This window comes from Montanilutibacter psychrotolerans, assembly GCF_003719825.1.
GTDB classification, from domain to species: Bacteria; Pseudomonadota; Gammaproteobacteria; order Xanthomonadales; family Xanthomonadaceae; genus Montanilutibacter; species Montanilutibacter psychrotolerans.
Window position 1 is genome coordinate 42,038 of sequence record NZ_RIBS01000012.1, and the last position, 13,703, is coordinate 55,740.

General features: G+C 69.1%; 10 protein-coding genes. 7 read left to right on the forward strand and 3 right to left on the reverse strand.

The annotated features are described in order from the left end of the window. The first annotated feature begins 1 nt into the window (after position 1). Entirely contained in the window at positions 2–571 is a 570-nt protein-coding gene (locus EER27_RS16300) for a hypothetical protein (protein WP_223807379.1), read from the forward strand. A 151-nt stretch (positions 572–722) separates the two neighbouring features. Next, entirely contained in the window at positions 723–1,601 is an 879-nt protein-coding gene (locus tag EER27_RS16305) for a pseudouridine synthase (RefSeq protein ID WP_223807380.1), read from the forward strand. An 87-nt stretch (positions 1,602–1,688) separates the two neighbouring features. Here EER27_RS16305 and kbl read toward each other — a convergent pair whose 3' ends face one another. Then, positions 1,689–2,882 carry a glycine C-acetyltransferase gene (gene kbl, locus EER27_RS16310; protein ID WP_123089204.1) on the reverse strand — a complete coding sequence of 398 codons (1,194 nt, stop codon included), beginning with the start codon at positions 2,880–2,882 and terminating at the stop codon, positions 1,689–1,691. 130 nt (positions 2,883–3,012) lie between these two features. Next, positions 3,013–4,050 (reverse strand): L-threonine 3-dehydrogenase, encoded by a 1,038-nt coding sequence (tdh, locus tag EER27_RS16315; protein ID WP_190285842.1) that lies wholly within the window; start codon positions 4,048–4,050, stop codon positions 3,013–3,015. A 156-nt stretch (positions 4,051–4,206) separates the two neighbouring features. On the opposite strand from tdh, the gene EER27_RS16320 reads away from it, so the two are divergent. Both EER27_RS16320 and EER27_RS16325 read left to right on the forward strand, forming a co-directional pair. Continuing rightward, complete coding sequence (locus EER27_RS16320; protein WP_123089205.1) at positions 4,207–6,357, forward strand: S46 family peptidase; 2,151 nt, start codon at positions 4,207–4,209, stop codon at positions 6,355–6,357. A gap of 195 nt (positions 6,358–6,552) precedes the next feature. Next, on the forward strand, positions 6,553–8,715 hold the full coding sequence (locus EER27_RS16325; RefSeq protein ID WP_123089206.1) for a S46 family peptidase: 2,163 nt from the start codon (positions 6,553–6,555) through the stop codon (positions 8,713–8,715). Between the two features lie 225 nt (positions 8,716–8,940). Here EER27_RS16325 and EER27_RS16330 read toward each other — a convergent pair whose 3' ends face one another. Continuing rightward, positions 8,941–9,342: a DUF3224 domain-containing protein gene (locus EER27_RS16330; protein WP_123089207.1), complete on the reverse strand. Its 402-nt coding sequence runs from the start codon at positions 9,340–9,342 to the stop codon at positions 8,941–8,943. 458 nt (positions 9,343–9,800) lie between these two features. Between EER27_RS16330 and serA the strand changes: the two genes are divergently transcribed. From serA to folC, 3 genes are all read left to right on the forward strand, one after another. Beyond that, on the forward strand, positions 9,801–11,381 hold the full coding sequence (gene serA, locus EER27_RS16335) for a phosphoglycerate dehydrogenase (protein ID WP_123089208.1): 1,581 nt from the start codon (positions 9,801–9,803) through the stop codon (positions 11,379–11,381). Positions 11,382–11,544: 163 nt separating this feature from the next. Next, positions 11,545–12,186: a histidine phosphatase family protein gene (locus tag EER27_RS16340; RefSeq protein ID WP_123089209.1), complete on the forward strand. Its 642-nt coding sequence runs from the start codon at positions 11,545–11,547 to the stop codon at positions 12,184–12,186. 173 nt (positions 12,187–12,359) lie between these two features. Then, positions 12,360–13,655: a bifunctional tetrahydrofolate synthase/dihydrofolate synthase gene (folC, locus tag EER27_RS16345; RefSeq protein WP_123089210.1), complete on the forward strand. Its 1,296-nt coding sequence runs from the start codon at positions 12,360–12,362 to the stop codon at positions 13,653–13,655. Positions 13,656–13,703 lie beyond the last annotated feature (48 nt).

A 13,703-nucleotide genomic window follows, 5' to 3' on the forward strand; every position in this document is an offset into this window, starting at 1 on the left:
CATGCGCCGCGCCGCCATCGCCATCAGCCTCATGTTTGTCGCCGCGTCCGCGCAGGCTCAGGTTCCCAGCCAGTGCGCCTCGTTGAGCCAGGCAATGCCGGTGCAACCGACCGTGTTCGCGCCGGTGGCCGAAGAACTTGTGACACCGCGCCATCAGCTGGGTGCTCCCAGTGGCGTGCTGGCGCAGGCGTTCGACGAAGCGCTGTCCGTCGACCAGGTCCTGCTGCGCATCCGAATCGAGGCCTGCACGGCGACCGCGATGGCGACCCCTCCGGCCTCCCCGGGCACCCTCCCGGCCTCCACCGATCCTGCCGCCTACAAGCCGCAGACCCAGTACGACAACACGCCGTGGCGGTTCGACATGAACCAGAATGGCAAGCGCATGACCGCCGACGAATTCAGTGCCTGGATGGAAGCGCGCGGCGTGCGCGTGGCCAAGGGCGCTCCGAAGCCGGCAGCGGCGCCGGCCGATGCCGTGCCGGGTACTACACCGTCGGCCGAGGTCGCCCCGGGTACGCCTCCGGCCGTCGAAGCGCCGGTCGCACCGCCGCAGGCGCCCAAGGGTCAGTGACGGCACCGGACCGGTGAGCGGGCGCCGACCTCCCGGCGCGCGCCCCCCACGGCGCCGCCGCGACGCAGCCTCGGGCGAGCGCGACCTGCCGCCCGCGACCGCGGTTCCCAGGAAGACACCGAAACCAGCACCCTCAACCGGAACGGCGACGATCCGGAGCGCAGAGGCGCGTCCGGAGCGCCGCGTCGTCCGCGCGGGTGCCGGTGGCCGAGCCGCATCCGGTGGCACAGCGCGGTCGGTCGATCGTGATGCGACCACACCGCGCCATGGTCTGGCGCGCGTGCTGTCCAAGCAGGGGCTGTGTTCCCGCACCGAAGCCGCGAACTGGGTGCGTGCCGGGCGAGTCAGTGTCGATGGGCGCGTGGTGAACAACCCCGAGTATCCGATCCTCCGCGACCGGCATCGCATCGCCGTGGACGGGCGCGCAATCGACGACGTGCGACGCCGCTACCTGCTGCTCAACAAGCCGCGCGGCCTGGTCACCACGGCAAGCGACGAACGCGGGCGCGAGACGGTCTATCGCTGTTTCGACGGCGCCGGCCTGCCGTGGCTGGCCCCTGTCGGACGGCTGGACAAGGCCAGCGAAGGGCTGCTGTTGTTCTGCAACGACCCGGAGTGGGCCGCGCGCATCGGCGATCCCGATCACGGACCGGACAAGACGTATCACGTGCAGGTCGATCGTGTGCCCGATGACGCGCTGCTGGCGGCGCTGAGCGATGGCATCGACAGCGAGGGTGAGCGGCTGCGCGCCACATCGGCCAGCGTGTTGCGTGCCGGCGAGAAGAACGCGTGGCTGGAGATCGTGCTCGACGAGGGACGCAACCGGCAGATCCGCCGTCTGCTGGCGGCGTTCGACGTGGCCGTGCTGCGGCTGGTCCGCGTGGCGATTGGTGGGCTGATGCTTGGTGGGTTGGGCAAAGGTCAGTGGCGCGAACTGACGGACGAGGAAGTCGTCGCGCTGGCAACGCCGTCGCGCCGGGACCGCTCAGACGGCGGCCCTGCGTCCGGACACCCATTCCCGATGCCGTGACGCAGCGCTGCGCACGCACCTCCGACGTGACGGCAACCGGCAACGGCGCGCGCAGGCACGCCGTTGCACGGTGCATCCAGCGAAGACTCAGGCCTTGATGACGCCTAGCTCGCGGCCGATCTTGATGAACGCGGCGATTGCGCGGTCGAGGTGCTCGCGCGTATGCGCGGCGCTCATCTGCGTGCGGATGCGCGCCTGGCCTTGCGGCACCACTGGGAAGAAGAAGCCGATCGCGTAGATGCCTTCTTCCAGCAGACGCTGGGCGAACTTCTGCGCCAGCGGCGCGTCGTACAGCATCACCGGGCTGATCGGATGCACACCGGGTTTGATGTCGAAGCCGGCGGCGGTCATCTGCTCGCGGAAATACGCGGTATTGGCCGCCAACCGTTCGCGCAGTTCACCGGCCGAGGACAGCATGTCGAACGCCTTGATGCCCGCAGCCACCACGTGCGGCGGCAGCGAGTTCGAGAACAGGTAAGGGCGCGAACGCTGGCGCAGCATTTCGATCACTTCGCGCTTGCCGGTGGTGAAACCGCCGAGCGCACCGCCCATGGCCTTGCCCAGCGTACCAGTGAAGATGTCGATCCGATCCATCACTCCCTTGACCTCGGCCGAGCCGCGGCCGTTGGCACCAAGGAAGCCGGTGGCGTGGCATTCGTCGATGTGCACCAGCGCGCCGTACTTGCGCGCCAGGGCGGTGATTTCATCGAGCGGGGCGATGAAGCCGTCCATCGAGAACACGCCATCGGAGGTGATCATCTTGGTCTTGCAGCCGGCCGCGTCAGCCGCTTGCAGCTGCGCTTCCAGGTCGGCCATGTCGCAGTTGGCGTAGCGAAAGCGTTTGGCCTTGCACAGGCGCACACCGTCGATGATCGAGGCGTGGTTGAGTGCATCGGAGATGATGGCGTCGTTCTCGCCGAGCAGCGGCTCGAACAATCCACCGTTCGCATCGAAGCACGCGGCGTAGAGGATGGTGTCTTCGGTGCCGAAGAAGTCGGCGATGGTCTGCTCGAGCTGCTTGTGGAGATCCTGGGTGCCGCAGATGAAGCGCACCGACGCCATGCCGAAGCCGTGGCTGTCGAGCGCGTCCTTCGCCGCCTGGATCACGTCCGGATGGTCGGCCAGGCCCAGGTAGTTGTTGGCGCAGAAGTTCAGCACCGTGCGGCCGTCCTCGAGCGTGATCTCGGCCGACTGCGGGCTGGTGATGACGCGCTCGGACTTGAACAGCCCCTGTGCACGGATGTTGTCGAGTTCTTCGGCGTAGCGTTGGGTCAGGGACATGGAGGATTCCGTAGGGTGGGCCCCGGCCCACCGAATCAATGAGGTGGCGGGTGAGGCCGTCGAATCTGGAGGTTGACGATGGCGGGCCAGGGCCCGCCCTACGCACTTTCGCGGACCGAAGTCCCGTGGCTCAGTTCCAGCTCAGCACGACCTTGCCGGCCTTGCCTGCTTCCATCAGGTCGAAGCCCTGCTGGAAGTCGTTGATGGGCAGCTGGTGGGTGAGCACCTTGCCCAGCGGGAAACCACCGAGCACGAGCTGGGTCATCTTGTACCAGGTCTCGTACATCTTCCGGCCGTAGATGCCGTGCAGGGTCAGGCCCTTGAAGATGATCTTGTCCCAGTCTGCGCCGGCGCCCTTGGGCATGATGCCGAGCATCGCGATCTTGCCGCCGTGGTACATGCAATCGAGCATGTCGTTGAACGCGCGCGGGTTGCCGCTCATTTCCAGGCCGACGTCGAAGCCTTCCATGTGCAGGTCGTTCATGACGTCCTTGAGCGACTGGTTGGCGACGTTGACCACGCGCGTGGCGCCCATGTCGGCGGCCAGCTTGAGGCGGTAGTCGTTGACGTCGGTGACCACCACGTTGCGCGCGCCGATGTGCTTGCAGATGCCCGCGGCAACGATGCCGATCGGGCCGGCGCCGGTGATCAGCACGTCCTCGCCCACGACATCGAACTCCAGCGCGCAGTGCGCGGCATTGCCGAAGGGATCGAAGAAGGCGGCCAGTTCGCTGGGGATCTGGTCCGGGATCGGCCACAGGTTGCTGGCCGGCATCACGATGTATTCGGCGAACGCGCCATGGCGGTTGACGCCGATGCCGACGGTGTTGGGGCACAGGTGCTGGCGACCGCCGCGGCAATTGCGGCAATGGCCGCAGACGATGTGGCCTTCGGCGGAAACGCGCTGGCCGAGCTTGTAGCCGGTCACGCCGGCACCGAGCTCGACCACCCGGCCGACGAATTCGTGGCCGATCACCAGGCCCGGCTTGATGGTGCGCTGGCTCCACTCGTCCCACAGGTAGATGTGCAGGTCGGTGCCGCAGATCGCGGTCTTCTCCAGCTTGACCAGGACTTCGTTCGGGCCGGGTGCCGGCACCGGAACTTCTTCCATCCAGATGCCCTTGCCGGCTTCGCGCTTCACCAGCGCCTTCATCATCGTTTGGGTCATGTCGGGTCTGCCTTGTGGCGCGCCGTTTGACGGCGCGCGGAGCCTGCGGGGAAGGGCGGAATTATACGCGGCGGGCCCGGCCCGGCCCGTGCCGGGGTTTGCCGGCTGCGGCCGGCTCGCCTATCGTCTTGCCCTCCCTGGACCCCGGAAACCACCATGCGACCACGCCTGCTTGCCCTGGCGCTGACCCTGTGCTGCGCGACAGCCAACGCCGACGAAGGCATGTGGATGCCGTCGCAATTGCCTTCGATCGCCAAGGAGCTGCGTGCCGCGGGATTCCAGGGCGACCCGGCCGCACTGGCCGAGTTGACGCGGCCGCCGATGAGCGCGGTGGTGTCGCTGTCGGGTTGCACCGCCAGCTTCGTGTCGCCCAAGGGCCTGGTGGTCACCAACCATCACTGTGCGTATGGCGCGATCCAGCTCAACTCGACGCCCGAACGCAACCTGATGGAAGCCGGCTTCAATGCCGGTGCGCTTGCGCAGGAAGTCTCGGCCGGGCCGGCGGCCCGCGTGCTGGTCACCACCGCGTTCGACAAGGTCAGCCAGCGCGTGCTGGACGCGGCGCGCGGCAAGCAGGGCAGGGCGTACTTCGACGCAATCGACGTGGCGACCAAGGCGATCGTGGCCGAGTGCGAGAGCGAGCCGGGCTATCGCTGCAGCGTCGCCAACATGTACTACGGCACCGACTTCTATCTGATCCGGCAGTTGGAACTGAAGGACATCCGGCTGGTGTACGCGCCGCCGGAGGCGATCGGCAACTACGGCGACGAGATCGACAACTTCATGTGGCCGCGCCACACCGGCGACTTTGCGTTCTATCGCGCCTACGTGGGCCGCGACGGCAAGCCGGCGGCGTACTCGCCCGACAACGTGCCGTACGCGCCACCGGCGCACCTGACGGTTTCCACCGATCCGGTGGCCGAAGGCGACTTCGCGATGGTCGCCGGTTATCCGGGCGTGACCTTCCGCCATCGGATGGCGTCGGAATTCCGCAACCAGATCGACTGGCAGCTGCCGTCGCGCGTTGGCCTGTTCGGCGCCATGATCAAGACGATCGAATCCGCTGCCGCGCCTGACGAGAACGCCAAGGTGCTGTATGCCTCGCAGGTGGCAAGCCTGAAAAACGGGCTCAAGCGCGCGCAGGGCGAGCTCGACGGATTGCGTCGCAGCGACGCGGTGCGCGTGCGCGGCCAGGACGAGGCGGCCATGCTGGCGTGGCTGGCTCGCCAGCCGGACGCGGCGGCGATCCAGGCCGACATCGCGGCCGCGCAGGCCGTACTGGATGGGGCCGCGGCGATGCGCGAGCGCGACCAGCTGATCGCCGCGATGCGTTCGCAGACGCAGCTGCTGCGTTCGGCCATCGGCCTGCAGCGCCTCGCGCTGGAGCGCGGCAAGCCCGATGCGCAACGCGAATCGGGGTTCCAGCAGCGCGACGAGGCACTGATCGAGGCAACCCTGCGCCAGGTGCAGCGTCGCTACGCGCCGGCGGTGGAGAAGGCGTTGCTGGCCGACCTGCTGCGTCAGTACCAGGCCCTGCCGGCCGCGCAGCACGTGGCCGAGTTCGATGCGGTGTTCGGCACCACGCCGGCGCAGATCGACGAGCGCCTGGAGGCGTTGTACGCCGGAACGCGACTGGGCGACGAGGCCACGCGGATGGCGTTGATGTCGGCCGACGCGACCAGCCTGGCCGCGTCCACCGACACCCTGCTGAAAGCCGCCGCGCAACTGTTGCCGGCGACGCTGCGCCTGGAGGCCGAGAGCAAGGCCGAATCCGGTGAACTGCTGCGGCTGCGCCCGGCGTACATGCGTGCGCTGATCGGCTATCGCGATTCCCAGGGCCGCAAGGTCTATCCGGATGCGAACTCGACGCTGCGCGTGGGCTACGGCCGGGTCAGCGCGCTGGACGCGCGCGATGCGGTCAGCTACCGACCGCTGACCACGGTCGCCGGCATCGCCCATAAGCACACCGGGCAGGCTCCCTTCGCAGCGCCGGCGCCGTTGCTGGCGGCCATCGCCAAGGGCGACTTCGGCAGCACCGCCGACGCCAAGCTGGGCACCCAGACGGTCGACTTCCTGACCAACCTCGACACCACCGGCGGCAACTCCGGTTCACCGGTGCTCGATGCGCGCGGTCGCCTGATCGGCCTGAACTTCGACAGCAACTGGGAGGCCGTCAGCGCCAGCTGGATGTTCGATCCGCGCTACAAGCGCGCGATCCACGTCGACATGCGCTACCTGCGCTGGCTGTTGGCCAAGGTCTACCCGGCCCCGGCCCTGCTGCAGGAAATGAACCTGCCGGCAGAATAAGGCGCCGCCGGGTCGACACGGGCTCCGGCCCCAGGCGCCCCCCGGCTGTCCGTTTCGGTCGCTCGCCCTGGCGCGCGCGGCCGGGTCCCGTCCCACACCCAATCCCTCCGGCCGCTGGACCCTGACTATCGACAGGGTGGCGTTCCGGCCACAGCGGCTAAACTCGGGCGCTGACTTTTGCGAGGAGCATGCGCGATGCGTTTTTCGGTGTTGGCCTCGGCCATTGTATTGGCCACGCTGGTGGGGGACGCCGTTGCCGGCGAGGGCATGTGGGTGCCGCAGCAGTTGCCGGAGATCGCGCGCCCGTTGCGCCAGGCCGGCCTGCGGCTCGACCCGCGCAAGCTGGCCGACCTCACCGCCGACCCGATGGGTGCGGTGGTCTCGCTGGGCGGCTGCACCGCCAGCTTCGTGTCGCCGCAGGGCCTGGTGGTTACCAACCACCACTGCGCCTACGGCGCGATCCAGCTGAACTCGACGGCCGAAAAGAACCTCATGGCCGAGGGCTTCAACGCGGCCAGCGGCGCCGATGAAGTGTCGGCCGGACCGAACGCCCGCATCTACGCGCTGGACTCGATCGAGGACGTAACCGATCAGGTCAAGGCGGCGCTTGCCGCAGCGCCCGACGCGCTGGGCCGCACCAACGCGCTGGACGCGCTGGAGAAGCAACTGATCGCCAACTGCGAGGCCGAGCCTGGCTTCCGCTGCCGCCTGTACAGTTTCTCCGGCGGAAACAGCTATCGCCTGTTCCGCAACCTCGAGATCAAGGACGTGCGCCTGGTCTACGCGCCGCCGGGCGCCATCGGCAACTACGGTGGTGAGGTCGACAACTGGATGTGGCCGCGCCACACCGGCGATTTCTCGTTCTACCGCGCCTACGTCGGTGCCGACGGCAAGCCGGCCGCCTACTCGGCCAACAACGTGCCGTACCAGCCCAAGCACTGGCTCAAGGTCGCCGATCGCCCGCTCGGACCGGGCGACTTCGTCATGGTCGCCGGCTATCCCGGTTCGACCAGTCGCTATGCACTGGCCAGCGATTTCGACGCGACCTCGCAATGGACCTATCCCACCGTCGGCGGCCACTACAAGAAGCTGGTGGCGCTGGTCGACGCGATGGGCAAGCAGGAGCCGGAAATCGCCGTGAAGTACGCCAGCACCGTGCGCAGCTGGCAGAACGCGATGAAGAATTACGACGGCCAGCTGGCCGGGTTCGAACGCATCGGTGCCAGCGAGCGCAAGCACGCCGACGAAGCGGCCGTGCTCGACTGGCTGCGCAAGCAGGGCACGAAGGGCGAGCCGGCACTGGCCGCGCATGCGCGCCTGGTTGAGCTGGGCGATCAATCGCGCGCGAACCGCGAACGCGACGTCGTCTTCAACCAGTTGCGCAACACCGGCGCCATCGGCGCGGCAACCCAGCTGTATCGCCTGTCGATCGAGCGGACCAAGCCCGACGCCGAGCGCGAGCAGGGCTACCAGCAGCGCGACATCGCCGCGATCGAGGGCGGCATCCGGCAGATGGAGCGCCGCTACGATCCGCGCATGGATCGCGAGCTGCAGGCCTATTGGCTGCGCGAGTACGTGAAGCTGCCGCAGGCGCAGCGCCTGCCGGCGGTCGACCGTTGGCTCAACGGCAACGACGAATCCGCGATTGACCGTGCGCTGGACAGGCTGGCTCGCACCAAGCTGCGCAATGCCGACGATCGCATCGCGCTGTTCAACGCCGACCGCGCTGCGTTCGAGAAGAGCCGCGACCCAGCCGTGCAGTTCGCCGTGGCGATCATGCCCACCGTGCTCAAGCTGGAAGAAGAGGGCAAGACGCGCGCCGGCGACACGCTGATGGCGCGTCCGGTGTACCTGCAGGCCGTGGCGGACTACCGCCGCAGCCGCGGCCAGTTCGTGTACCCGGATGCCAACTCCAGCCTGCGCATCACGTTCGGCAAGGTGACCGGCTACACCGGCACCGATGGCACCCAGCACGCGACGTTCACCAAGCTGGAGGAAGTCGCCGCCAAGGCCACCGGGCAGGCGCCGTTCGACGCGCCCAAGGCCCTGCTCGATGCGATCGCGGCCAAGCGGTACGGCGGCCTCGAGGACCGTAGGCTCGGTACCGTGCCGGTCAACTTCCTGTCCGACCTGGACATCACCGGCGGCAATTCCGGTTCGCCGGTGCTCGATTCGCAGGGCAAGCTGCTCGGCCTGGCATTCGACGGCAACTGGGAATCGGTCAGCAGCAACTGGGTGTTCGACCCGGCGATGACACGCATGATCTCGGTCGATCAGCGCTACATGCGCTGGATCATGCAGGAGGTCTATCCGGCCCCGCGCCTGCTGCAGGAAATGGGCGTTCCGGCGAGGCAGTAAATCACCGCGCCCGACGCCGTCGCACCGCACCGCAACGCACCAACAAGAACGCCGGTCGGGCAACCGACCGGCGTTTTTCTTGCGCGCTGCGTGCTGTCGTGCGGTCGTGCGGTCGTGCGGTCGTGCGGTCGTGCGGCGCAACGCGTGCGTGATCGCCACGAGCCGGCACCAACCCGGCCCCCGGCCGAAACTGCGATGCGCGCGACGCCGTCGCGCGCGCAGCCGTCACGCCTCTTCGGCGAAGCGGTAATCGAAGCGGTAGAAGTGCTTGCCGTCGGTGATGTCGATGGCCATTGCGCCCACGAGCCCGGTGAGTTCGTCGCTCCCCGAGTCCGGCACCACGGTCAGCGACAGCGTCGCCGCGCCGCGCTCCATCACGCCGTTGTGCTGCAGGTAGAACGCGCCCTTGCGGCCCTGCAGGCTGCCTGTCACGCGTTCGATCGCGACGTACGCCGCCGATCCCGGCACCTGGGTGCCGACGGCCAGCATGTGCACCACGCTGGTGGCGTCGAGCTCGCCGTGGAAGCGCTTGTCGAACCGATGATGGCCGGCGACGGTGCCGTCGCCCATGTCGAGCTCGGGCTGTGCGCTGCGATTGACGTCGAACTCGCCTTTTACCTGGTGCATCGGTTGTTCCTGGAAGTGTGGAGCACGCATCCTCGCCCGTTCATCCGCGCATGGCCAGCCGCGCCCGCGCGGGCGGCGTGGCCGTCACGGGCGGATGCCGTTCGTGCATGAAGCGGGGCGCCGCCGGTTCGGAAAAGGCGCTGCCATCCCGTCGCATCACGCTCTCAGGCAACTGCCGCGCCCCGTCGCCCGTCCGATCCGCGCGCGCGCCCGCCCGCACGCAGGACTTGCATCCAGGCACCGGTGGATGCGAACCTGCCGGTGTTCGCGGATTCCCATGCCAGCCGGCCCCGTCTTCCGAACCGCATTACCCGATGTCCCCGTGTTGCCGCCGCCGACCCCGTCGCCGGACCCCGCAACGACAGGTCCATCGACCGCTTCACGCCGCCATGCGCGGCCGCTCCACCGCAATGCCGGCTGCCAGGTGATTCCGCGCCCCGTCCCTTACGGAGGTTGCGATGAAAGTACTGGCTTGCGATGGAATCCACGACGACGGTCTTGCCCTGTTCCGCGATGCGGGCTGGGACGTGATCGTTGCCCCCGAACCGATCAAGGACCCCGATGCGCTGGCGCGCGCGCTGGTCGACGTCGATGCCGTGCTGGTGCGCTCGGCGACGCGTGTACCGGCCGAAGCCCTGGCCGGCGTCGCCGGCTTGCGCGTGATTGGCCGTGCCGGTGCGGGCGTCGACACCATCGATGTCGATGCCGCCACGGCGCGTGGCATCGCGGTGATGAACGCGCCCGACGGCAACACCCTGGCGGCGGCGGAACACGCCATCTCGCTGCTGTTTGCCCTGGCCCGGCATATCCCGCGCGCCGACGCCGGCATGAAGGCCGGGCTGTGGCCGAAGGCCGGCCTCACCGGTTTCGAGCTCGAAGGCAAGAAGCTGGGCGTGATCGGCCTGGGCCGCATCGGCGGCACGGTGGCACGCAAGGCGCAGGGCATCGGCATGGAAGTGGCCGCCCACGATCCTTTCCTGCCCGCATCGGCGGCCGGCAAGGGCAGCGTGCCCCTGAAGACGCTCGATGAGCTGCTGGCCTGGGCCGACATCGTCACCCTGCACATCCCGCGCACCAAGGAAACCACCAATCTGCTGTCCGAGCAGCGCATGCGCGCGATGAAGCCGGGTGCCTACATCGTCAACGCCGCGCGCGGTGGCCTGCTCGACGAATCGGCGCTGCTGCGCCTGCTCGACGAAGGCCACATCGCCGGTGCCGCGCTCGACACCTTCGTCACCGAGCCGCTGCAGGCGGACTCGCCGCTGCGCCACCACGAGCGACTGATCCTGACTCCGCACCTGGGCGCCTCCACCAGCGAGGCGCAGCAGGCGGTCAGCACGATCCTGGCGCGACAGATCATCGATTTCTGCGCCACCGGTGCCGTCGCCGGCTGCGTCAACCTGCCGCCGCTGACCGCCGAGGCCGCGCGCGAAGTCGGTCCCTGGATGCCGCTGATGTCGGCACTGGGCCGGCTGGCGGCGCGGTTGGTGCCGGCGCCGACCGGACTGCACATCACCTACGCAGGCCGCACCGACGCGCTCGACACGCGACCGCTGAGCCGGCTGCTGGTGGCAGCGCTGCTGGGCACGGCGTCGGGTCGCGTGACGCCGGTCAACGCCTTGCAGGAGGCCGCCTTGCGCGGGCTGGTGGTTTCGGAAACCGTGGGCGGCGACGGCGACGGTTTCGATCGCCTGCTGCGCATCCAGGTCACCGGTGAATCCAGCAGCGGCAAGGTGCGCACGCGCGAGATCGAAGCCACCTTGCACCGTGGCCCGCGCGTGGTGCGCCTGGACGGCGTCGAGATCGAGTTCGACCCGCAGGCGCATGTACTGCTGCTGCGCAACGAGGACCGCCCCGGCATGGTCGGCGTGGTCGGCAGCGAGCTTGGCGCGGCGGGCATCAACATCGTCAACTTCGCACTGGGTGCGGCCGGCGACGGAGAGGCCCGCGCCGCCATCACGATCGACCGCCCGGTCAGTGACGAGCAGCTGGTCGCGCTGCGCGCCGTGCCCGGCGTGCTGTCGTTGCAGCAGGTCTGACGAGCGCACCGCGCGGGCGGGTGGGGCGCTTCGGCCCGCCCACCCGCGCGGTTGCCGCACGCCGTCGCCGGCAACGGTTCCCGACGCGTTCCACGCCTCGCGTCCCGCTTCCTGCACGCAATCCCACATCTCACTCCCACTTCTCCCAACCGACTCCTCCTACATGAAGATCCTGCTTGCACGTCACGGCGAGACGCCGTGGAACGCCGAAGGCCGCTACCAAGGCCAGGAAGACATTCCGCTGTCGCCGGTCGGCGAAGCACAGGCGCGCGCGCTGGGCGTGCGACTGCGCGAGCTGCCGATCACGCGCGCGGTGGCGTCGCCGCTGCGTCGCGCGCGGTTTACCGCCGAACTCGCTCTGGGTGAGCGCGACCTGCCGCTCACGCTCGACCCGGGCCTGATGGAAATCGCCCACGGCACGTGGGAAGGCCTGCTGGCCAGCGAGATCCGCGAGCGGGACGGCGATCGCCTGCAGGCCTGGCGCGATGCCCCGCACGAGGTGCTGATGCCGGAAGGCGAATCGCTGCAGCACGTGCTCGATCGGGCCTGGCCGGCGTTCGCGCGGGCCTGCGAAGGCCTCGGCGACGACGACACCTTGCTGGTGGTGGCGCACGACGCGGTCAACCGCGTGCTGCTGTGCCGGATCCTGGGCATCCCGCTGGCGCGTTTGTGGGGATTCCGCCAGGCACCCACCACGCTGAATCTGCTCGAAGGCGCCGACATCGACCACCTCGACGTGGTGCGCCTGAACGACTGCAGCCACCACACCGCGTTGTTCGGCGAGGCGGTGCACCGCGCGTTGTAGCGGCGCATCGTGTTGGCCGGAAACCCTGGCACCACCACGCGCTTTCAGGCCGGCGCGGCCGCCGATTCCAGCATCGCAACGCTTGCGTTCATGCGGCCGTGTGGGCGCTGCACGCAACGTTGCGTTGCCAGCGCCGGAACATCGCCGCCACGTCATCTGCGAGAATCCGCAGCATGACTCGCTCCCTCGCTGACTGGCTCGACTACATCGAGCGAATACACCCCAGGTCCATCGACATGGGCCTGGAGCGCATCCGCGCGGTGGCCGACCGGCTGGCCATCGGCCGCCCCGCCACGCACGTGATCACGGTCGCGGGCACGAACGGCAAGGGGTCGACGGTCGCCTTCATCGAGGCGATCGCGCGCGCGGCCGGCTGGAAGGTCGGCGCCTACACCTCGCCGCACCTGCTGGCCTACAACGAACGCGTTCGTATCGAAGGCGCCGACACCGGCGATGCGCCACTGATCGAGGCGTTCGAGGCGATCGAAGCCGCCCGCGGCGACACCCAGCTGACCTACTTCGAGTACGGCACGCTGGCCGCGCTGTGGTTGTTCCAGCGCGCGGAACTGGACCTGGCGATCCTCGAGGTGGGCCTGGGCGGGCGGCTGGACGCCACCAACCTGGTCGACCCCGATGTCGCGGTGATCACCACGGTCGATCTCGACCACCAGGACTACCTCGGCGCAGACCGCGAGGCCATTGGTTTCGAGAAGGCCGGCATCGCCCGCGCCTGGAAACCGCTGGTGCTCGGCGACGACGATCCGCCGTCCAGCGTGCTGCGCCACGCGTACGCGATCGGCGCCTCGGCGGTGCGTGCCGGCTGCGACTTCTTCTTCGAGCCCGGCTACGGCGAGCAGGCCAGTGTGGATTCGTGGCGCTGGCGCGAGGTGGGGTATGAGCTCGAACTGCCGCTGCCGACGCTGGCCGCGCCGGTGCAGAAGCGCAATGCCGCCGTGGCCATCGCCGCATTGCGTGCCCTCGACGCGCCGTTGCCGGGCGATGGCCTGACCGATGCCGCGATCGTCGCCGGCGTGGCCCGGGCGCACATCGCCGGGCGCCTGCAGCGTTTCGAACGCGATGGCATCACGGTCGTCGTCGATGTCGGCCACAACCCGCAGGCCGCACGCGAACTTGCGGCCTGGCTCGCGGCAACGCCGGCTGCCGGGCGCAGCATCGCGGTGTACGCCGCGCTGGTCGACAAGGACGCCGCCGCCGTGGCCGAGGCGCTGGCAGGCCAGGTCGACGTCTGGCACCTGGCCGGGCTGGCCGCGCACGGCGCGCGCGGCAGCGACGTCGACGCGTTCGCGCAGCGGCTGGGCGGCAGCGCCGCGGCCGCCGGAACGCGCCACGCGGACGTGGCCACGGCGCTCGATGCGGCATTGGCGTCCGCCCGGCCGGGCGATCGCGTGCTGGTGTTCGGCTCGTTCCATACGGCCGCGGACGCGTTCATGCACCTCGGCGTCGCCTGAACGCTGGCGCGATGCCGCCGGCCCTGGCGCGGTGCACGCGTATAATTC